19 protein-coding genes and 1 riboswitch are annotated in these 20,323 nt (G+C 71.8%); of the genes, 5 read left to right on the forward strand and 14 right to left on the reverse strand.

The features are described from left to right. Positions 1–137 precede the first annotated feature (137 nt). Positions 138–1,280: a glycosyltransferase family 4 protein gene (locus tag ACZ7HT_RS31790; protein ID WP_471172161.1), complete on the reverse strand. Its 1,143-nt coding sequence runs from the start codon at positions 1,278–1,280 to the stop codon at positions 138–140. Between the two features lie 118 nt (positions 1,281–1,398). On the opposite strand from ACZ7HT_RS31790, the gene ACZ7HT_RS31795 reads away from it, so the two are divergent. Beyond that, a complete protein-coding gene (locus tag ACZ7HT_RS31795) occupies positions 1,399–2,679 on the forward strand; it encodes a glycosyltransferase 87 family protein (protein WP_471172164.1) in 1,281 nt (426 codons plus the stop codon). On the opposite strand, the gene ACZ7HT_RS31800 is transcribed toward ACZ7HT_RS31795, so the two are convergent. Next, on the reverse strand, positions 2,637–3,995 hold the full coding sequence (locus ACZ7HT_RS31800; protein WP_471172167.1) for an MATE family efflux transporter: 1,359 nt from the start codon (positions 3,993–3,995) through the stop codon (positions 2,637–2,639). The two genes, ACZ7HT_RS31795 and ACZ7HT_RS31800, sit on opposite strands and share 43 nt — an antisense overlap. A 114-nt stretch (positions 3,996–4,109) precedes the next feature. Between ACZ7HT_RS31800 and ACZ7HT_RS31805 the strand changes: the two genes are divergently transcribed. Beyond that, a complete protein-coding gene (locus ACZ7HT_RS31805) occupies positions 4,110–4,634 on the forward strand; it encodes a PadR family transcriptional regulator (RefSeq protein ID WP_471172168.1) in 525 nt (174 codons plus the stop codon). Here the strand turns inward: ACZ7HT_RS31805 and ACZ7HT_RS31810 are convergent. The 5 genes from ACZ7HT_RS31810 to ACZ7HT_RS31830 form a co-directional block, all read right to left on the reverse strand. Next, entirely contained in the window at positions 4,631–5,845 is a 1,215-nt protein-coding gene (locus tag ACZ7HT_RS31810) for a hypothetical protein (protein WP_471172170.1), read from the reverse strand. The two genes, ACZ7HT_RS31805 and ACZ7HT_RS31810, sit on opposite strands and share 4 nt — an antisense overlap. Positions 5,846–5,870: 25 nt before the next feature. Further along, the gene (locus ACZ7HT_RS31815) at positions 5,871–6,902 is read right to left on the reverse strand and encodes a C40 family peptidase (RefSeq protein ID WP_471172172.1); all 1,032 of its coding nucleotides are present in this window, start codon (positions 6,900–6,902) and stop codon (positions 5,871–5,873) included. A gap of 195 nt (positions 6,903–7,097) precedes the next feature. After that, complete coding sequence (locus ACZ7HT_RS31820; RefSeq protein WP_471172175.1) at positions 7,098–8,129, reverse strand: C40 family peptidase; 1,032 nt, start codon at positions 8,127–8,129, stop codon at positions 7,098–7,100. Positions 8,130–8,385: 256 nt separating this feature from the next. Continuing rightward, positions 8,386–9,750, reverse strand: coding sequence for an NYN domain-containing protein (locus ACZ7HT_RS31825; RefSeq protein WP_471172178.1), 1,365 nt, complete (start codon positions 9,748–9,750; stop codon positions 8,386–8,388). A gap of 33 nt (positions 9,751–9,783) precedes the next feature. Then, a complete protein-coding gene (locus ACZ7HT_RS31830) occupies positions 9,784–10,026 on the reverse strand; it encodes a hypothetical protein (protein WP_388853960.1) in 243 nt (80 codons plus the stop codon). Positions 10,027–10,185: 159 nt separating this feature from the next. Between ACZ7HT_RS31830 and ACZ7HT_RS31835 the strand changes: the two genes are divergently transcribed. Beyond that, positions 10,186–10,920 carry a rhomboid family intramembrane serine protease gene (locus ACZ7HT_RS31835; protein WP_471172180.1) on the forward strand — a complete coding sequence of 245 codons (735 nt, stop codon included), beginning with the start codon at positions 10,186–10,188 and terminating at the stop codon, positions 10,918–10,920. Further along, the gene (locus tag ACZ7HT_RS31840; protein ID WP_017238849.1) at positions 10,917–11,198 is read left to right on the forward strand and encodes an Lrp/AsnC family transcriptional regulator; all 282 of its coding nucleotides are present in this window, start codon (positions 10,917–10,919) and stop codon (positions 11,196–11,198) included. The genes ACZ7HT_RS31835 and ACZ7HT_RS31840 overlap by 4 nt, the downstream gene beginning before the upstream one ends. Before the next feature lie 72 nt (positions 11,199–11,270). Here the strand turns inward: ACZ7HT_RS31840 and ACZ7HT_RS31845 are convergent, their stop codons facing one another. The 6 genes from ACZ7HT_RS31845 to ctaE form a co-directional block, all read right to left on the reverse strand. Then, positions 11,271–12,674 (reverse strand): aminotransferase class V-fold PLP-dependent enzyme, encoded by a 1,404-nt coding sequence (locus ACZ7HT_RS31845; RefSeq protein WP_471172181.1) that lies wholly within the window; start codon positions 12,672–12,674, stop codon positions 11,271–11,273. 180 nt (positions 12,675–12,854) lie between these two features. Then, a riboswitch (SAM riboswitch) is annotated at positions 12,855–12,971 on the reverse strand. A gap of 87 nt (positions 12,972–13,058) precedes the next feature. Further along, positions 13,059–14,123 (reverse strand): anthranilate phosphoribosyltransferase, encoded by a 1,065-nt coding sequence (gene trpD, locus ACZ7HT_RS31850; protein WP_471172186.1) that lies wholly within the window; start codon positions 14,121–14,123, stop codon positions 13,059–13,061. A gap of 133 nt (positions 14,124–14,256) precedes the next feature. Then, the gene (qcrB, locus tag ACZ7HT_RS31855) at positions 14,257–15,879 is read right to left on the reverse strand and encodes a cytochrome bc1 complex cytochrome b subunit (protein WP_471172188.1); all 1,623 of its coding nucleotides are present in this window, start codon (positions 15,877–15,879) and stop codon (positions 14,257–14,259) included. Next, the gene (gene qcrA / locus ACZ7HT_RS31860; protein ID WP_471172191.1) at positions 15,876–16,928 is read right to left on the reverse strand and encodes a cytochrome bc1 complex Rieske iron-sulfur subunit; all 1,053 of its coding nucleotides are present in this window, start codon (positions 16,926–16,928) and stop codon (positions 15,876–15,878) included. The genes qcrB and qcrA overlap by 4 nt, the downstream gene beginning before the upstream one ends. Further along, entirely contained in the window at positions 16,925–17,734 is an 810-nt protein-coding gene (qcrC, locus tag ACZ7HT_RS31865; RefSeq protein ID WP_471172193.1) for a cytochrome bc1 complex diheme cytochrome c subunit, read from the reverse strand. Before qcrC ends, qcrA begins: the two co-directional genes overlap by 4 nt. 74 nt (positions 17,735–17,808) lie before the next feature. Then, positions 17,809–18,429, reverse strand: coding sequence for an aa3-type cytochrome oxidase subunit III (ctaE, locus tag ACZ7HT_RS31870; RefSeq protein WP_352018945.1), 621 nt, complete (start codon positions 18,427–18,429; stop codon positions 17,809–17,811). A 202-nt stretch (positions 18,430–18,631) separates the two neighbouring features. On the opposite strand from ctaE, the gene ACZ7HT_RS31875 reads away from it, so the two are divergent. Further along, positions 18,632–19,033, forward strand: coding sequence for a response regulator transcription factor (locus ACZ7HT_RS31875; protein WP_471172195.1), 402 nt, complete (start codon positions 18,632–18,634; stop codon positions 19,031–19,033). 23 nt (positions 19,034–19,056) lie between these two features. Here the strand turns inward: ACZ7HT_RS31875 and ACZ7HT_RS31880 are convergent, their stop codons facing one another. Further along, entirely contained in the window at positions 19,057–20,310 is a 1,254-nt protein-coding gene (locus ACZ7HT_RS31880; RefSeq protein ID WP_471172197.1) for a L,D-transpeptidase, read from the reverse strand. Between the last annotated feature and the right edge of the window lie 13 nt (positions 20,311–20,323).

Consider the following 20,323-nt stretch of genomic DNA (forward strand, 5'->3'; position numbering starts at 1 on the left):
GGGGGGGGGGAGGGGGGGGGGGGAAAGAGAGGGGAGCAGAAAGAGGAGAAGAAACAGGAGGGGGGGCGCCCCCGGCCCCCCCCCCCCCCCCCCCCCCCCCCCCCCCCCCCCCCCCCTCCGCATGTCCCGCGTACGTCCTACAGCAGCTCGCGCAGCCGCTCCGCGAGCAGGTCCCAGCGCCAGCGGTCCTCCACCCAGGCCCTGCCCCGCTCCCCCATGCGGGCGCGGAGCTCGGGGTCGAGGAGGAGGGTGGCGACGCGGTCGGCGGTCTCCCCCGCGGACTCGCCGCGGACGACCCAGCCGGTCTCGCCGTCGAGGACGGCGTCGGGGGCGCCGCCGGAGTCGCCGGCGACGACGGGCAGGCCGGTGGCGGAGGCCTCCAGGTAGACGATGCCGAGGCCCTCGACGTCGAGGCCGCCGCGCCGGGTGCGGCAGGGCATGGCGAAGACGTCGCCGGCCCCGTAGTGGGCGGGCAGCTCGGACCAGGGGACGGCGCCGGTGAAGCGTACGGATCCGGCCACGCCGGTCTCGGCGGCGAGGTGGTGCAGGTCCTTCTCGTACGGTCCGCCGCCGACGATCAGGAGGACCGCGTCCGGGACCCGGCGGAGGATCTCGGGCATGGCCCTGATCAGGGTGTCCTGGCCCTTGCGGGGGACGAGCCGGGAGACGCAGACGACGACCGGGCGGTCGCTGAGCCCGAGGCGGGCGCGGACCTCGTCGCCGCCCGAGTCGGGGTGGAAGGTCTTCTCGTCGACGCCGGGCGGGAGCTGGACCATGCGGCCGGCGGCGGCCGGGGTGAGGGCGGTCGCGATGCGGGAGCGGGTGTACTCGCCGAGGTAGGTGATCGTGTCGGTGCCCTCGCCGATGCGGCGCAGGAGCTGCCGGGCGGCGGGGAGCTGGGCCCAGCCGGCCTCGTGCCCGTGCGTGGTGGCGACGAGCCGGCGCGCGCCGGCCCGGCGGAGCGCGGGGGCCATCAGGCCGAGCGGGGCGGCCGCGCCGAACCACACGGACTCGCAGCCGTGCTCGCGGAGGAGGGCGGTGGCGCGGGCGGTGACCCGAGGAGACGGCAGCAGCATGGTGGTGCGATCCCGTACGACCGTGAAAGGCTGTTCGGCGTCGAACGCGGCCGTCGCCTCGATCCCTTCACGGCTGCGCTTCCACGTGGAGGCGTAGACCACGATCCGGTCGGGGTCCAGGCGGAGTGCCATGTTGTGCAGGAAGGCCTGGATTCCGCCGGGACGGGGCGGGAAGTCGTTGGTTACGATCAGGGTCTTGTGCATCGTGGCCGACAGTACGCGATGGCCTGCACCACCCGGCAACACGCCTGCCCCGCCACCGCGGGCCCGCAGGAACACGACCGCCCCCGCCACCGCGGGCCGACCGGACAGGGACGCGACAGTGACGACGGGTGCGGCGGGGAACGGGTCACGCACGGGTCTGCGGCTTCCGCTCGGCCTCTGGGGTCTGTCCCGGGCCGTTCTGCTGCTCGTCGTCTTCAAGATCGTGGTGATCCCCGGACCGGACGTCACCTTCGACGTCTCGGAGATCTACCAGGGCTGGTACGAGGTGCTGAGCACGGGCACGTACCCGCTGGACGACGTCACCTGGCAGTACCCGCCGGCCGCCGCGTTCGCCATCCTCGCCCCGGGGCTGCTGCCGTTCCTCGGCTACGCGACCGCCTTCTTCCTCCTCGCCTTCCTCTGCGACGCGCTCGTCTTCGGGCTGCTCCTCCACACGGGCCGCCGCTCCGGCCGCTCGTCGCGGGGTGCCTGGTTCTGGCTCGCGGGCATACCGCTGCTCGGCCCGACGGCGTACGCCCGGTACGACGTGATGGTGACCGCCGTCGCGGTGGCGGCGCTGCTCGCGGCGGGCCGCAGCCCGCGCGTGCTCGGCGCGCTCGCCGGCTTCGGCGCGGTCCTGAAGGTGTGGCCGGTGCTGCTGCTCGCGGGCACCCCGAAGGGACGAACGACCCTCCGCTCCTGGTCGACGGCGGTGGGCGCGGCGGCCGCGGTGCTGGCGTTCTGCGTGCTGTGGATGCCGGGGGCGCTGGCCTTCCTCGGTTTCCAGCGCGACCGGGGCACGGAGGTCGAGTCGCTGGGCGCGATGGTCTTCCACGTCGTCCGGCACTTCGGCTGGAGCGGCGAGGCGCGGATGAACTACGGCTCGATCGAGTTCCTCGGGCCGCACGTGTCCACGGTCTCGACGGCCGCCCTCGTCCTCACGATCGCCGCGTTCGGCTGGCTGCTCGTGTGGCGGATCCGGGCGCGCCACTTCGGCTCGTCGACGGTGGCGGACGCGGCCTTCGTGGCGGTGCTGCTGTTCACGACGACGAGCCGGGTGCTCTCCCCCCAGTACATGCTGTGGCTGCTCGGCCTGGCCGCGGTCTGCCTGGCCTACCGGTCGAGCCGGATGCGGCGGCCCGCGCACCTGGTGCTGTGGGCGACGGCGGTGACGCAGTTCGAGTTCCCGGTGTGGTTCTCGCACGTGACGCGGAGCGATCCGCTGGGCATCGCGGTGCTGTTCACCCGGAACGGTCTGCTGATCGCCGCCACCGTCCTCGCCTGCCGGATCCTGTGGCGGCACACGGTGACGGAACCGCGGCTCGCCGGGGGCGCGCGGATCCCCGCGCAGGCGACTCAGCCGGAGCGCGAGAAGACCCTGTCCGGCACCGCCCGCTGAGACTTCCGCCGGGCCGGGACCGTACGGCGGTGCAGCAGGCCGAGCGCCGCGCACTGGGCCGCCATGGCGAGGGCCATGGCCAGGCAGATCCCGCCGAGGCCGAGGCCTGAGAGGGCGTACGCGAGCGGGAGCTGGACCAGGACGCCCGTGACGGTGATCCGGGCGAGGTACGGGCTCGCCCCGGTGCCCTCGAAGACGCCGGCCAGCGCGATGTACCCGGCCATGAGCAGCAGGTACGGGCCGAGGCAGCGCAGGAAGAGCGCGCCCGCCGCCACCACCCCGGGCTCGGCTCCGAAGGCCCGCATGACGGGCCCGGCGCCCAGGAACAGCAGCGTGGCGGCGCTCGCGCCGAGGACGCCGGCGAGGACGAGGGCCTGCCGGCCGACGGCCCTGCGCTCGTCCAGGCCCGAGCCGAGGAGGTGGGCGCTGTGGATGGCGGCGGCCTGCCGGACGGCGTAGAAGGCCATGGTCGCCACGTACATGGCCTTGGTGGCGATGCCGTAGGCGGCGATCTCGGTGACGCCGAGCCGGGCGACGACGGAGACGAGCGCGAGGGCTCCGGCCATCCGGACCGCGAAGTCGACGGACATGGGCAGCCCGGTGGCGGCGGTGCGGCGCAGCGCGGCGGCCGTGGACAGGGCCGCGCGGGCGGTCCGCGCGGCCTTGAGGAACGGGTCGCGGCGCAGGGCGACGAGCCCGGCGGCGAGGGCGGCGGTCCGGCCGGTGACGGTGGCGAGGGCGGCGCCCGGCACCCCGTACGCGTGGATGAGCAGCGGGTCGAGGACGAGGATCAGGCCGTTGGCGAGGAAGGCGAGCCGCATGGGCGTGCGGGTGTCGCCGGCGCCCTTGAGGATGCCGTCGAGGACGTTCGTGGCGAAGAAGACGGCCGTGCCGGGGAGCGAGATCGCGAAGTAGGCGACGGCCAGGGCGTGCGCGGGGTGGTCCGGACCACCGAGCAGGAGGGCGGCGAGCGGCTCGCGGAGCAGGTATCCGCCGAGGGCGACGGGCGGGACGAGCAGGGCGCAGAGGGCGGTGCCGCCCCGGACGGCGGCGCGGACGGCTCCGGGGTCGTCGGCGCCTCTGGCGCGGGCGACGAGGACGGTGGTGCCGGAGCCGGCCATGAGGACGACGCCGAGGAGCAGGTTCTCGACGTTTCCGGCGAGGGCGACGGCGGCGACGGCGTCCCCGCCGAGGCGGGCGACCCAGACCATGTTGATGATGCCGGCGGCGACTCCGGCGAGGAGTTCGAGGTAGACCGGGCGGGCGAGCCGGACGAGCGTGCGGCGGTGCGTGGACGGCGACGACGGCGAGGACATGCGAAAGGATCCCCCTCTTTCCGATGTACCTCGAATAGAGGCACCTCGAAAAGAGGTAGCATGAGAACCCGTCCCCCGACAAGCGGTCCCGACCCCCGCGAAGAGAGGTGCCCGGTGCTGGAGCTGTCGATCCTGGGCTTCCTGTACGAGAAGCCGCTGCACGGCTACGAGCTGAAGGAGCGCATCCAGGGCCTGAGCGGTCACGTCCGCCCGGTCAGCGACGGCGCCCTCTACCCCGCCATCACACGGCTGGTGAAGAACGGCCTGGTCGACAGCCGTACGGAGCCGGGCGCGAGCGCGGCCCCGCGCCGGACGCTCTCCCTCACCCCCGGGGGCCGCCGGGAGCTGCTCGCCCGGCTGCGCACCCCCAAGGACGCCGAGATCACCGACGGCCAGCGCTGGTTCACCCTGCTCGCCTTCCTGGGCCACCTCCCCGACCGGGCGGACCAGGCGGCCGTCCTCCGCCGCCGCCAGGAGTTCCTGAACACCCCGGCCAGCTTCTTCTACGAGGAGGGGACCCCGGTCCGCGCCGAGCGCGAGCCCGACCTCTTCCGCCAGGGGATGCTCCGGATCGCCCGCGCGACGGGCACCGAGGAGAAGGCCTGGCTCGCGGAGACGCTCGCCGTCCTGGAGAGCTAGCCGAGCCGGTCGGTCAGGTACGCGCGCCAGTCCGCGGTGAACCGCTCCGGCGTGGTGTCCAGGACGTCCCGGAGCGCCTTCTCCACCGCGCCGTCCCGGGCCGGGTGCGCGCCGACCGCCTGGTAGAACGCGGCCAGCTTCGCCTCGCCCCAGCGGTTCGCGATCAGCTCGCAGGCCAGCCAGCCGCCCTCGTAGGCCCTGGCCAGCGCCTCCGCGTCGCTGCCGAAGGCGAAGGCCCGGTCCTCGGGGAGCTCCGCCGGGAGGTCGCCCGCCTGGACCGCGCGGCGCAGCTCGGGCGCGGCCTGGGCGGCGGTGCGTTCGGTGCCCCGGTAGGCGACCCAGTCGGCGAAGCCCTCGGAGAGCCAGACCGGGGTGGCCCCGGTCGTCTGGACGCGGGTCGCGACGTGGGTGGTCTCGTGGGTGAGGACCAGCTGCCGGCCGAAGGCTCCGAGGACCCCGTACGCGTCGGGGTTCACGATCACCCGGTCCGCGGGCGCGGTCGGCCCGCCGCCCGCACGGCCGGTCGTGACGGCCGCGATGCCCCGGTAGGAGGCGGCGGGACCGCCGAGGAGCCGGCCCATCGCCTCGATCGAGGCGGGTACGAGGACCACGACCCGGCCCGCCCAGGTCCCGTGCCAGGCGTCCCCGACCGCGGGCACCGCCCGGTCCGCCGCCGCCGCCATCTCCCGCAGCCGCTCCGCGCTCTGGCCCACGCCGAGGACGAGGCTGCGCCGGCCGGTCACCGCCGTGACCTCGCCCTGCTGCCACAGCTGCTGCGGGGCGCCCTCGGCGGCGCGGTCGCCGGTCACGTACCAGCGGCCGTCCCGTTCGGCGAGGTCGAGGACCCGCTCGGTGGTGGCGGGCCCGGAGTCGTACCCCTTGATCCGGTAGCCGAGCTCGGCCCTGGCGGTGGCCCGCCCCTCGCCGGTCCGGTCGACGCCGGTGACCCGGTAGGACCAGCCGCCCAGCGGGATCTTCGCGAGCCGGTCGAACTCGGTGCGCGCGGCCGGCGCGAGCGCGGGGTCGAGGCCCGCGAGGTATCCGGCCTCGTCGCGGTCGAGCAGCGCCCGCGCGTGCCGGTCGAGCAGGCCCTGGACCTCCCCGGTCGCCGGTCGCTCCGGCGCGGGTGCCGCGCATCCGGCGAGGGTCAGCACCGCGGCGAGCAGCCCCGCCGCCACGCCGCGTCCCGCTCCACTCCGCCGAACCCGCACGCACCCGATCGTACGGGCGCGGGCGTCAGACGCGGGTGACGGTGACGTGGGACATCATGTTCACCGGGTCGTAGCGGACCCGCGCGCCCGGGTACGGGGCGTGGATGACCTGGCCGTTCCCGGCGTAGATCGCCACATGGCTGGCGTCTCCGCGGTACGTGACGAGGTCGCCGGGCTGCGCCTGCGAGAGCGGCACCTGCCGGCCGGCGTACCGCTGCGCCGAGGAGGTGCGCGGCAGGCTGATCCCGGCCTTGCGGTACGACCAGACCATCAGGCCCGAGCAGTCGAAGGCGGAGGGGCCGGTCGCCCCCCACACGTACGGCTTGCCGATCGCGCTGCGGGCGGCGATCACCGCGGCCGCGGCCCGCGAGGGGCCGAGGTCGCCGAGCGGCGGCAGGGCCTCGGCGGACGTGCCGTCGGGTCCCCCGGCGCGCTCGCCGGTGCGGGAGGCGCGGTCGTAGTCGGCGCGCTCCTCGACGCTGAGGGAGGCGAGCACCCGGCGGGCCTCGGCCAGCTTCCGCTCGACGGTCCGCTTGTGACGGGCGACCTCGGCCCGGCTCTGTTCGAGGTCGGCGAGGGCCGTGCGGGCCTCGCTGCGCCGCTGGCTCAGCCGGCGCAGCTCGCGGCGCAGCTCGCCGAGCGCGGCGCTCTGGCGGGCGGTGACCCGGTCCAGGGCGGAGGCCCGGTCCAGGTAGGTGTCGGGGTCGGAGGAGAGCAGCAGGGCGAGGGCGGGGTCGATGCCGCCGGAGCGGTACTGGGCCCCGGCGACCGAACCGAGCGCGCCCCGCATGAGGTTGACGCGCTCCTGGCCGCGGGCGAGGGCGTCCTGTGCCTGGGAGACCGTCCGGCGCAGCGCGTCCGCCTTCTCGTCCGCCCGGTTGTAGCCCTCGGTCGCCTTCTCGGCCTCCTCGAAGAGGCGGTCGACCGTGGCGCGGGTGGCCGCGGGCGTGGCCCCGGGGTCGGCGCTCGCGGGGACGGCCCCGAGGGAGGCCGCCGCGGTGGCCGCGGCGGCGGCGGTGAGGACGGTGACCCTGACGGGTCGGCGGTGGGACGCCACGAATCGCGCTCCGTTCGGCTCGACGCTGGCTGGCGCGGCAGACAGTAGCCGCTGATCAGCCCTCGTCCAACGAAGGCGCCGGGCACACAAAGTGACGCCCCGCCGGAGAACACAGGTCACCGGCGGGGCGTCAGGTCAGCGCGCGTCGCCGCGAACCACCCGTTCGGGCGGCATGCCGCAGCGTTTCGGCGTGCGTCAGATACGGACGCCGAACATGAACGAGCCGATGGTGTTCATGGACTCGTAGCGGACGAACGCGCCCGTATGGGGGGCGTGCAGGACGGTGTTGTTGCCCGCGTACAGGCCCACGTGCGCCAGGCCGTTGAAGAAGACCAGGTCGCCCGGCTTCAGCTGGCTGCGGCCGATCTTCACGCCGTCGTTCTGCTGGGTGTAGGTGGTGCGGGTGAGGCCGACGCCGGCCTGGCCGTAGGCCCACATGGTCAGACCCGAGCAGTCGTACGAGTAGGGACCTTCCTGGCCCGAGGCGTACGGCTTGCCGATCTGGGTGGCCGCGGCGGCGAGGGCGGCGGCGCCGCGCTGCGAGGCCGGGACCTCGTTGCCCAGGTCGACGCGGTCGCCAGCGGCGCGGCTGGCGCGCTGCTCCTGCTCCCGCATCTTGGCGCGCTCTTCGGCGGTGAGGGTGTCGAGGAGCTTCCGGGCCTCGGCCAGCTTGCCCAGGAACTTCTTCTTCTTCTCGCCGAGGCTCTTGCGGACGTCGTCGAGGTCGGCCAGCTTCGCGGTGGCCTCGGCCCGCTCCTGGGCGAGCGTGCGCTGCTTGGCCTGGATCGAGGTGAGCACGTCGGCCTGCTGGGCGCTGAGCTGGTCGATCGCGGACGCCTTGTCGAGGTAGGTGTCCGGGTCGGCGGAGAGGAAGAGCTGGAGCGCCGGGTCGATGCCGCCGGAGCGGTACTGGGCGCTGGCGACCGAACCGATCTGGTCGCGGAGGGTGTTGAGCTCCTCCTGGCCGCGGGCCACCTTGTCCTGGAGCTGGCCGATCTCCTTCTGCAGCTTGCCCCGCCGCTCCTCGGCGAGGTTGTACTGCTCGGTGGCCACCTCGGCCTCTTCGTTCAGCTTGTCGACCTTCGACTTGACCTCGTCGATCTTCGGCTTCGCGGGGGCCGCCTGCGCTCCGGACTGGGCGGAGAGGGCGACGGCTGCGGCCGCTGCCGCGGTGAACACGGTCACACGGGTACGGCTCGGCTGCTTGGGTCGACGGTGGGACGCCACGAAGGCGAGCTCCTTCTTCCTCGAGCCGCCCAACCGGTCAGGGGCAGGCGGTTCCTCCGCCGCCACCCCGGATGGGTGATCAACCGCGCGAAGGTTCGAAGCCCGACCCTAGTGACCGAGTTGTGATCAGTTCAAATCCCACTGGCAAAAATCTCGCTCACGCACCACTTTATTTACTTGCATCACACGGCGAGTGATGGGTACTTGACGGTGCGCCATCCAGAATTCGGGCATAACACCCAGGACTTGCGATGTGTCACGAGAGGCGCGAAAGCCGCTTCAGCAACAAGAGGGACGCCACCGGCCGCGCCCCCGCCTTCGCGACGCCGTCGGCCACCTCACGGTCGGTGGAGACCACCACGACCGGCCGCCCCGGCGGCTCCGCCCGGACCAGCTGCCGGATCAACTCGTCCGCCGTCACACCCGGCTTGGAGAACAGCACCCGCACCCCGCGCGGCGGCGCGAGCAGCACCGGGGCCGCCAGCTCCGCCCCGTCGAAGACACAGGTGACCTCGGCGCCCGAGCGGGCCGCGAGCGCCGAGAGACCGCCGAGCAGCCGCAGCCGCTGCTTCTCCAGCGGCATCGTCGGATAACCGGTCTTGGTGACGTTGTAGCCGTCGACCACCAGATGCGCCTGCGGCAGCGCGAGCAGCTGGTCGAGCAGCGCCGGGTCCGTCTCGGAGAGCGCCCGCGCCGCGATGTCCTTCGGGGACATCCGCCCCGGCTCCACCGCGTCCACGGTGTCCGCCGGGTGCACCGAGACGGGCGGCAGCGCGAGTTCGCGGCGCAGCCCCTGGGCCGCGTCGAGGACGGTGTCGAGCAGCAGCCGCAGCCGCATGTCCTCCACCGAGCGGCCCTCGCGGGCGGTCCTGCGGCTGGCCTCCAGGGCCGCCTCGACCTCGCCGAGCCGGGCCTTGAGCCGCCGCGTCTCGCTCTCGGCGGCCGACACCTGCGCGGCCGACTCGGCCCGCGCGGCCTCGATATCGCCCTGGACCTTGCGCAGCGCGGCCTCGCCGCGCTTGACGTCGCTCTGGGCGCTGCGCAGCTTGCGGTGAAGCGATTCCGCTTCCTTGCGGGCGGCGTCCAGGTCGTGCCGGAGCTGCTCGGTCTCGTCCCGGGAGCGGTCCTTGGCGGCGGCGAGCTCCTCGCGCAGCCGCTCCAGCTCGCGCCGGCCGGCCTCGTCGGCCCGCTCGGCGTCGGCCCGCTGGGCCTCCTCGCCGGCGGCGGCGACGAGCTTCACCCAGCCGGGCGGGCGCAGCACATAGGCGGCCGCCGCCACGTCGACGGGGTCGGCGGCGGCGGGCGGGGTGCCGGTCTCCACGGCTCCGGCCAGCTCGGGCTGGCCCTGCTTGAACCGCTCGCCGATCCGCTGCCGGAAGAGCGCGTCGGTGTCGAGCGCCGCGGCCATCGCGTTGCCGGCGAACTTGGCCCGCCGGCTCGCGGTGAAGCGGGCGTACTGCCGCAGGGGCGCGGGCAGCTCCGCGACGGTGAGCCCGCCGAAGGCGTCCGCGACCAGCGCGACGACCCGTCGCCGTACACCTTCCGGCAGTGGGTGGTCGAGCGTCTCGGCAGCGTCACCTGCCGCGCCGGCCGGCTCACCACCGTGCGCGGGCTGCTCCACGATCCGTCACCCCTATGTCGTCCGCGCCGTCCCTCAGGATTCGGCGCCCGGCCTGTCCACCAGTTCGATCTGGTCCACCGCGTTGCACCAGCGGCAGCGGACCGACTCGATGGTCTCACTGACCACCTGCCGCTCCTCGACCGTCGGGTCCCCGGCGAGGTCCAGATGGACGTACTCCACGACCTTCGAGGAGCGGGTCACGTCGAAGCGGGTCAGGTTGCCGCAGAGCGTGCAGCGCCAGCGGGTCTCGTCGGTCGGCAGGGGAACCGTCGTCATCGGTCCGTCCTTCTTCCTGTTGCGTGGTGCCAGGTGCGGGAGCCGCGGTGCGCCGTCGAACTGCGGTCGGTTTTGCCCGTAACCCTAAGGCCTCCCGGGGTGGGCGGGGCACGGCGAGGCGCTCTGTCCCCATGGGCCCCGGTACGCCATCATCTGTCCATGATCGACTGGCGAGGCGCGGTCCTCGGTGCCTGGCGGGGCACCCGCGGCGGACCCACGGTGACGTACGGACTGATCGCCGCGTGCTGCCTGCTCTTCCTGATCAGTCCGGTCGCCGGACTCCACCCGGTGTACGGGACGGGCGACGAGCTCCTGGCCGCCCAGGGCGCCTACTTCCGCCGCTGGGGCGTGGTCCCCGACGAGCTGACGGGCGGCGAGCCGCGCGCCCTGCTCACCCCGCTGACCGCGCTCTTCGTGCACGGCAGCTGGCTCCACCTCCTGGGCAACATGCTCTTCCTGTACGTCTTCGGGGCGATGGCCGAGGAGCGCATGGGGCCGGTCGAGTTCTGCCTCTTCTACCTGGGGACCGGCTATGTCGCCCTGTCCGGGTACGCGCTGGCGCACGCGGACAGCGACCAGACCCTGGTCGGGGCCTCCGGGGCGATCTCCGCGGTGCTCGGGGCCTTCCTCTTCCTCTTCCCGCGCTCCCGGGTCACCAGCCTCTTCCCCTTCCTGTTCTTCCTGCCGCTGCGCTTCCCCGCCTGGATCGTGCTGATCTTCTGGTTCACGCTGCAGTGGATGGCCGCGCGGGCGGCGGGCGCGGGGCCCGACGTCGCCTATCTGGCCCATGTCGTGGGCTTCTCGGTCGGCTTCCTCTACGCCTGGGTGCGCTTCCGCGGTGGGGATAGAGTGAAAGCCCAAGCCGCGGCGACCGAGGGAGAAAGCCAGCCGTGATCACCGCGATCGTGCTCATCAAGACCAGCGTGGACCGCATCCCCGAGATCGCCGAGTCGATCGCCGCGCTCGACAGCGTCAGCGAGGTCTTCTCGGTCACCGGTACGTACGACCTGATCGCCATGGTCCGGGTGCCGCGCCACGACGACCTGGCGGACGTCATCCCCGGCCGCATCAGCAAGATCCCCGGCGTCGAGGCCACGGACACGCACGTCGCCTTCCGGACCTACTCCCAGCACGACCTGGAGGCGGCCTTCGCCATCGGCCTGGAGTCCTGACACCGCGGACGCGGCACGGCTGAAGGGGGCCTCCCGACCGGGGAGGCCCCCTTCACCCGTACGAGTGAGCGATCAGCCGCGGTCCGGGACGCAGCGGCCGTCCTCGGTGCGGTACTTCCACTGCGCGCCGTCCCGGACGAGCTCCTTCACGGCGCCGACGAACCGCTCCACGTGCTCGTCCGGCGAACCGGCGCCGAAGCTCACCCGGATGGCGTTGAGGGACCTCTCCCCCGGGCCCGCCTCGGGCGCGCCGCACTCGCCCGGGTCCTGCGGGTCGCTGCCGAGCAGGGTGCGGACCAGCGGGTGGGCGCAGAACAGGCCGTCGCGGACGCCGATGCCGTACTCGGCGGAGAGCGCGGCGGCGAAGTGGGAGCTGTTCCAGCCCTCCACGACGAAGGAGATGACGCCCACGCGGGGCGCGTCGTCGCCGAAGAGCGAGAGGACGCGCACCTCGGGCACCTCGGCCAGGCCCTCGCGGACCGTGGCGATCAGGTGCCGCTCGCGGGCGACCAGGGAGTCGAAGCCGGCCTCGGTGAGCGCCTTGCAGGCGGAGGCGATCGAGTAGACGCCGATGACGTTCGGCGAACCGGCTTCATGTCGGGCCGCGGTGGTGTGCCACTCCACGTCCACACCACCGTCGGCCCGACGGGCTACCTTGCGGGACGCTCCACCGCCCGCGAGGTAGGGCTCGGAATCCTGCAGCCAGTCGGCGCGGCCGGCGAGCACGCCGGAGCCGAAGGGCGCGTACAGCTTGTGCCCGGAGAAGGCGACCCAGTCCACGTCCAACTCCCGTACGGAGACCGGGTGGTGGGGCGCGAGCTGGGCGGCGTCGAGCACGATCCGGGCGCCGTGCGCGTGCGCGGCGGCGGCCAGCTCCTTCACCGGCCACAGCTCGCCGGTGACGTTGGAGGCGCCGGTGACGCAGACCAGGGCGGGGCCGTACGGGTCGCGGTCGGCGAGGGCCCGCTCCAGGGTCTCGACGGCCTGGGCGGGGGTGCGCGGCGCGTTGAGGTAGGTCACGCGGGCGTCCCGCCAGGGCAGCAGCGAGGCGTGGTGCTCGGTCTCGAAGACGAAGACCTCGCAGCCGGCCGGGATCACGGCGGCGAGCAGGTTGAGGGAGTCGGTGGTGGAGCGGGTGAAGACGACCTGGTCGCCGGGGCGGCAGTCGAGGAACTCGGCGACGGTGGCGCGGCTGTTCTCGAAGAGGTCGGTGGAGAGCTGGGAGAGGTACCCGGCGCCGCGGTGGACGCTGCCGTAGTAGGGGGCGTACGCGGCGACGTCGTCCCAGACCCGCTGGAGGGCCGGCGCGCTGGCCGCGTAGTCGAGCGCCGCGTAGGTCACCTCGCCGCCGGTGACGAGCGGGACGGTCACGTCCCGGCCGAGGACCGGGAGCGGGGCGGCGCAGCAGGGGTCGGCGGCGGTGTCGACAGAGGCGGCGGCGGTGTCGACGGTGGCGGTGTTCGGGCGTGCGGACATGGCGGTGTCTCCCGGCATGAAAGGGGCGCGAAAAGGCGTGAAAGGGCCCGCGCGGCAGCACGGAGAAAGGCGCCGCGTACGGGTGTGGGTGGAGAGAGGGGCCGAATGGGCCCTAACGCATTCGCTTGCTCACGAGACGACGCTCCCTAGAGGACCAAGGACCCCAGGGTGTGGCGCAGGGGTCCGCGCTTGCCGCAGGCTTCTGCTCGTGCGGCCTGGTCTTCACCCGGGGCACCCCGCCACGGACGGAGGGTTGCCGGACAGCCGGCCGGGGCCTTGCAGCTGTCACTCATGACCTGTTCCAGAACCTATGCCAGACGATCACGACGCCGCAACCCCGTCCCGGCATCCGGGACGGGGTCGCAATACTCCGTTCATATGACCTCAGGCGTTGCTGGCGGCGATCCACCGCTCCAGGGAGCGGCGGGCCGCGCCGGAGTCGATCGACTCGGCCGCCTTCGCGATGCCGGCGCTCAGTTGCTCCGCCAGGGTGCCCGTGCCGGGCTCCAGGGCGGTGAGCGCCGCCGCCGCGTTGAGCAGCACCGCGTCCCGTACCGGACCGGTCTCCCCCGCGAGGAGCCGGCGGGCCACGTCGGCGTTGTACGAGGGGTCGCCGCCGCGCAGGGCCTCCAGGGGGACGAGCTCGATGCCGACGTCCCGCGGGTCGAAGCGCTCCTCGGTGACGGCGCCGTCCCTGACCACCCAGACCCGGGAGGTCCCGGTGGTCGTCAGCTCGTCGAGGCCGTCGTCGCCGCGGAAGACCAGGGCGGAGTTGCCGCGCTCGGCGAGGACGCCGGCGACCATGGGCGCCATGCGCGGGTCGGCGACGCCGACGGCCTGGGCCTTCACCTGGGCGGGGTTGGTCAGCGGGCCGAGGACGTTGAACGTGGTCCGGATGCCGAGCTGGCCGCGGGCCGCGGCGACGTGCCGCAGCGAGGGGTGGAACGTGACCGCGAAGCAGATGGTGATGCCGGCTTCCTCGGCGACCTCGGCGACCCGCCGCGGGGTGAGCTTCAGGTTGATGCCGAGCTTCTCCAGGACGTCGGAGGAGCCGGAGGCGGAGGACGCGGCGCGGTTGCCGTGCTTGACGACCTTGGTGCCCGTGCCGGCGACCACGATCGACGCCATCGTGGAGATGTTGACGGTCTTGGCGCCGTCGCCGCCGGTGCCGACGATGTCGACGGCCGGTCCCGGCACCTCGATCGTGTTGGCGTGCGCGTACATGGTCCGGACGAGGCCGGTGATCTCCTGGACGGTCTCGCCCTTGGCGCGCAGCGCCACCAGGAACCCGGCGATCTGGGCGTCGGTCGCCTCGCCGCTCATGATCAGGTCCATCGCCCAGGCGGTGTCGTCGGCGGAGAGGTCCTTGCCGTCGAGCAGACCGTTCAGCAGGACGGGCCAGGAGCGGCCCGCCGTGGTAGGTCCTCCAGCGGGGGTCGCAGCGCTCATGGCAGCTCCTGGTGATCACGTCGACGGTACGGTCCCACCCTATCGAGCTCCGGGGACGGCAAAGAGCCCCGTCCATCGAATGGACGGGGCTCTCGCCGTGGCGACCTAGCAGGAGGTCAGGTGTTCAGGGTGATCAGTGGTGGCCGTGGCCGCTCTGGATCTCCTTGTACTCCTCGACCGTGGGCTTGGCGATCTGGCTGTCGTCGCCGTAGTAGCCCTTGTTGAGCTTGACCCGGAGCTTCTCCATGCGGCCGATCTTGCGCTCGACGCCGTTCTCGTCGACGGCCGGCGGAAGCTCGGCGGCGTCGTACTGCTCGTGCGCCGTGAGGCGGTGCAGCTCGCCCTGGCTGAGCGGCTGGTGGACCTCGACGAACTCACCGTGCGGCAGGCGCTTGATGATGCCCGACTCGCGGCCGTGCAGCACCTTGTCCTTGTCGCGGCGCTGGAGGCCGAGGCAGATCCGCTTGGTGGCGATGAACGCGATGACCGGACCGGCGAAGAAGAAGATCCGCACGAACCAGGTGATCGAGTTCAGCGACAGGTGGAAGTGCGTCGCCCAGAGGTCGTTTCCACCACCCACGAGCATGATCATGTACGCGGTGATCCAGGCGACACCGAAGGCGGTGCGCGTCGGAGCGTTGCGCGGGCGCTGCGCGATGTGGTGCTCGCGCTTGTCGCCGGTGATCCAGGACTCGATGAACGGGTAGACCGCGATGGCCGCGAGGACCGCCGGGAAGATCGCCAGCGGGATCATCACGCCGAGGACCAGCGTGTGGCCCCACAGGTTGATCTCCCAGCCCGGCATGACACGGATCAGACCCTCGGCGAAGCCCATGTACCAGTCGGGCTGGGCGCCGGTGGACACCTGGTCCGGGCGGTACGGGCCGATGGCCCAGATCGGGTTGATCGAGGCGATCGCCGCGATGACCGCGATGACACCGAAGACCAGGAAGAAGAAGCCTCCGGCCTTCGCCATGTACACGGGCAGCAGCGGCATGCCGACGACGTTCTTGTTCGTCCGGCCGGGGCCGGCGAACTGCGTGTGCTTGTGGACGAACACCAGGATGAGGTGGGCGACCACGAGGCCCAGCATGATGCCGGGGAGCAGCAGCACGTGCGCCGAGTAGAACCGGGCGACGAAGTCGCCGCCGGGGAACTCGCCGCCGAACAGGAACATCGAGAGGTACGTGCCGAGGACCGGCACGGACAGGATCGCGCCCTGCATGAAGCGGACACCGGTGCCGGAGAGCAGGTCGTCCGGGAGCGAGTAACCGGTGAAGCCGGTGAACATGCCCAGGAAGAACAGCAGGAAGCCGAACAGCCAGTTGATCTCACGCGGCTTGCGGAACGCGCCGGTGAAGAAGACGCGCATCATGTGCACGAACATGCCGGCGAGGAAGATCAGCGCCGCCCAGTGGTGGATCTGCCGGATCAGCAGACCACCGCGCACCTCGAAGGAGATGTGCATGGTCGAGTTGAACGCCTCGGACATCAGCTGTCCCTGGAGCGGGACGTACGGTCCGACGTACTCCACCTCGTTCATCGACGGGTGGAAGAACATCGTCAGGTAGACGCCCGTCAGGATGATGATGAGGAAGCTGTAGAGGCAGACCTCGCCCAGCATGAAGGACCAGTGGTCCGGGAAGATCTTCCGCATGTTGGCCTTGGCCAGCGTGTAGATCCCCAGGCGGCCGTCGGCCCAGTCCGCGACCCGCTCGCCGGCGGGTGCTTTCTTTGATTCCGTCACGGTGCTCATCCGCGCTCCCAGAAGGCAGGACCGACGGGCTGGTCGAAGTCGCCGAGCGCCTCCAGGAAGCCCTTGTCGTTCACGCCGATCCGCAGCTGCGGGAGGGCGTGACCGGCCGGGCCGAAGATGACGCGGGCGCCGTCGGAGAGGTCGAAGGTGGACTGGTGGCACGGGCAGAGCACGTGGTGCGTCTGCTGCTCGTACAGAGAGATCGGGCAGCCCACGTGGGTGCAGATCTTCGAGAACGCGACGATGCCCTCGTGGGACCACTCGAGCTCGCGCTTGTCCTTGATGTCCTCCGGCTGGATCCGGACGATCATCAGGGCGGCCTTGGCGATCTCGGTCTGGAAGTGCTCGTCGTGCTCCGAGAGGCCCTCGGGCATCGCGAAGGTCAGCGAACCGACCGCGACGTCCTCGGGACGCAGCGGCTCGTGCGTGTTCATGTTGATGAGCTGGAGCCCCTTGGTCCACAGCGTGGACCGGAGCTTCTTCTCGGGCAGCGGGCCCATGTCACGCAGCAGCACGATGCCGGAGAGCGGCACGAGCGCCAGCGCGCCGAACATCGTGTTGCGGATGAGCTTGCGGCGGCCCATGCCCGACTCCGCGGCACCGGCCGCGAAGTCCGCCATGACCTTCGCCTTGACCTCGGGCGACGCCTGCATCGGGTGACGCTCGTCGGCGACCTCGACGTCGGACATCAGGGTGCGGGCCCAGTGGACCGCGCCCGCGCCGATGAAGAAGAGGGCGGCACCGAGGGTCAGACCCAGGGCGAAGTTGAGCGAGGACACGTGACCGAAGGGCCAGATGTACACGATCTCGTCGACCGGGAAGATCACGTACGAGGCGATGAAGCCGACGGTGGCCAGCATCGACAGCGTGAACATGAAGGCGACCGCACGCTCGGACCGGCGGGCGGCCCGCTCGTCGATGTCCTGGATGCGGGGCTTGTGGGGCGGGAGGCCCGGGTCGGCGAACGGGTCGTCGGCGACCTTCACCGCGCCGTGCGCGGTGTCCTGCCCTGCCGGCAGGGTCTCTTCTGGAATCTCTTGGCTACTCATGACTTCTTGGCCTTAGCGGTGTGGGCCGCGACCCAGATGGCAACTGCGATGAGTGCACCCAGGCCGAAGACCCAGGCGAACAGGCCCTCGCTGACGGGACCGAGACCACCGAGCTTGAGACCGCCCGGGCTCTCGGACTTGTCGCTGTTGACGGCCTGGACGTACGCGATGATGTCCTTCTTCTCCTTCTCCGGCATCGTCGTGTCGGGGAAGGAGGGCATGTTCTGCGGGCCGGTCTGCATGGCCTCGTAGAGGTGCTTCGGGTCCACGTCCTCAAGGGACGGGGCGTACTTGCCGTAGGTCAGCGCGCCACCCTCACCGGTGAAGTTGTGGCACTGGGCACAGTTGGTGCGGAACAGCTCGCCACCCTTGGCGACGTCGGCACCGTCAGGGCTGTACTGGCCCTCGGTCGGCTTGATCGGGCCGGCACCGAGGGAGGCGACGTACGCCGCGAGCTGATCGATCTCAGCCTGCGAGTAGATGGCCTTCTTCTTCGGGACCTGGGCGCCCGGCTGCTGGGCCGGCATACGGCCCGTGCCGACCTGGAAGTCCACGGCGGCCGAGCCCACGCCGACCAGGGAGGGGCCGTCAGAGGTGCCCTGACCGCCGGTTCCGTGGCAGCTGGCGCAGCCGACGGAGTAGAGCTTCTTGCCCTCCTCGATGGCGAGGGACTGGGCGGTTTCATCGGCCTTCGCCGTGCCCGCGGGCGCGAACGCGGCGTACAGCCCCCCAGTGGCCGCCAGCGCGAGAAGTAGGACGACGACCGCCGCCAGCGGATGGCGTCGTCGTGCGGAGAGCTTTTTCACGGATTACCCCGGTGTCAGGATCTTCTGCGTCGATGCTTGCTGGATGTCTCGGTCCGCCGCGGAGGCGGAGCCGATTACTTGATCATGTAGATCGTGGCGAAGAGGCCGATCCAGACGACATCGACGAAGTGCCAGTAGTAGGACACGACGATGGCGGCGGTTGCCTGCTCGTGGGTGAACCTCTTGGCGGCGTACGTCCGGCCGAGGACCAGCAGGAAGGCGATGAGACCGCCCGTCACGTGCAGGCCGTGGAAGCCGGTGGTCAGGTAGAACACCGAGCCGTACGGGTCGGAGGACAGCGAGAGGCCGTCCTTCTTGACCAGCTCGGTGTACTCGAACACCTGGCCGCCGATGAAGATCGCACCCATCACGAACGTGATGATGAACCACGTCCGGAGCTTCTTCACATCGCCCCGCTCCGCGGCGAAGACGCCGAGCTGGCAGGTGAGGGAGGAGAGCACCAGGATCGTGGTGTTGGTCGCCGAGAAGGGGAAGTTCAAGGCCGAGGCCTTTTCCGCCCAGAACTCGGGACCCGTCACCGATCGCAGGGTGAAGTACATCGCGAAGAGGGCCGCGAAGAACATCAGCTCGGAGCTCAACCAGATGATGGTTCCGACGCTGGTGAGGTTCGGTCGATTGACCGACGGGTGCGCGTGCCCTGTTTCTACTGTCGTTACTGTCGCCACGACCGACATTATGTCGGTCGCTTATCCCGCCCTCACTCCGGGGGGTGCCGTTCGGAGTGTCAGGGGGGTGTGTCCAGCCCGAACGGCCCAGTGCCGGGGCCCCCGGGCACCGTTCGAACAGCTGCTGAACGGGTGTTGACGGGGTGTGGAGCGGAGTAGCATCCGGCGCATCGATCGACGACCTTCCCACGGACTTCCCCACGGAGGAACGATGCAGTCGAGTGCCACGGTCCTGGTCTACAGCGACGACGCGAACACCCGCGCGCAGGTGCGGCTCGCGGCCGGACGCAGGCCCGCGACCGACGTTCCCCCGGTCGAGTTCGTGGAGTGCGCGACGCTGCCCGCGGTGCTCAAGCGCCTTGACGAGGGCGGGATCGACGCGTGCGTGCTCGACGGCGAGGCGGTGCCCGCCGGAGGCATGGGGGTCTGCCGGCAGATCAAGGACGAGGTCTTCCGCTGCCCGCCGGTGCTGCTGCTGATCGGGCGCCCGCAGGACGCCTGGCTGGCCACCTGGAGCCGCGCGGACGCCGCGGTCACCCTTCCGGTGGAACCGGTCGAGTTCGCGGCGTCCCTGGCGGCCCTGCTGCGCTCGCGCCTGTCGATCGACGCGTGAGCGGGCGCCCGCGGTAGAGGGATCTAGATCGAGGGCCTCAGGTTGGCCTTCTCGGTGGTGGTCGCCGGGTTGCCGGCGGCCTCCACCAGGGCGCTGCCCTGGCGCCACTTGTTCCACTCCATGTTCCAGTCGCCGAAGCCGTTGCCGAACGGGTCCATCGTGTCGCCGATGCTGTTGACGACGCGGACGACGTCCCCGGGGCGGACGGTCTCGTAGAACCAGGCCGCGTTCTCCGTCGACATGCCGACACAGCCGTGGCTGACGTTCTCCACGCCCTGCGAGCCCACGGACCAGGGCGCCGCGTGCACGTACTCGCCGCTCCAGGTGACCCGGGTGGCGTAGTACACGGGCAGGTCGTACGAGTCGGAGCTGCCCTCCGCGATGCCGATGCTGGTGCCCCGCATCCGGACGTAGTACTCCTTGCCGAGCACCACCTTGATGCCGTTTCGGGTGGAGAAGCCGGGCTTGCCGGTGGTCACCGGAATGGTGTTGATCACTTCTCCGTTGCGCTTCACGGTCATCTGGTGCGCCTCGGCGTCCGTGACGGCCTCGATCCGGTCGCCGATCTTCAGCTTGAGCGGCTTGGAGGCGCCGCCGTAGAGCTTGTCGCCGACCTTGAGGCCGTCCAGGTTGCCGGTGACCGTGACGAGCGCCCCGGCCGGCCAGTACTCCTCCGGGCGGAAGTGCAGGTTCTTGTCGTCCACCCAGTACCAGGAGCCCTCGACGGCGGGCGTGGAGCGGACCTTGAGGGCCCGTTCGACGATCGCGCGCGACGAGCGGTCCTTGACGGGGAGGCTGAGCTCCGCCGTGATGGGCTGTCCGACGCCGTACGTGCCCGCCTCCGGCCCGAAGGTCACGGTCAGGGCCCGTTTGGCCGGAGCCGTCTCGAAAGTGAACGTACGGGTGCCTGGAGCGCCGTCCTCGTCCTCGGTGGCCACGTGGACCGTGTAGCGGGCGCCGGCCGCCAGGGAGGCCGTGGAGCGCCAGCGCTGTCCGTCCGCGGTGAGTTCGCCGGCCAGGTGGTGGCCGGAGGCGTCGATGGCGGTGACGTCGGTGATCCGGGCGTCGTCGTCCTTGGCGGTGATCTCCAGGGGCTTCTCGGGGTCCGCCTTGGCGCCGTCGGCGGGGGCGTTGACCGCGAGCTGGTCCGCCGCGTCGTAGGCCTTCTCCGACAGCGGGTGGCTGTCGGAGCCGGCGCAGGCGGTGGCGCCCGCGGTGACGGTGACAGCCAGAAGAGTGCAGCTCAGAACAGTCCGAATGCGCGGCGTGTCGTTCATGACTTCACGCTAA

The organism is Streptomyces sp. NPDC037410 (genome assembly GCF_055602235.1).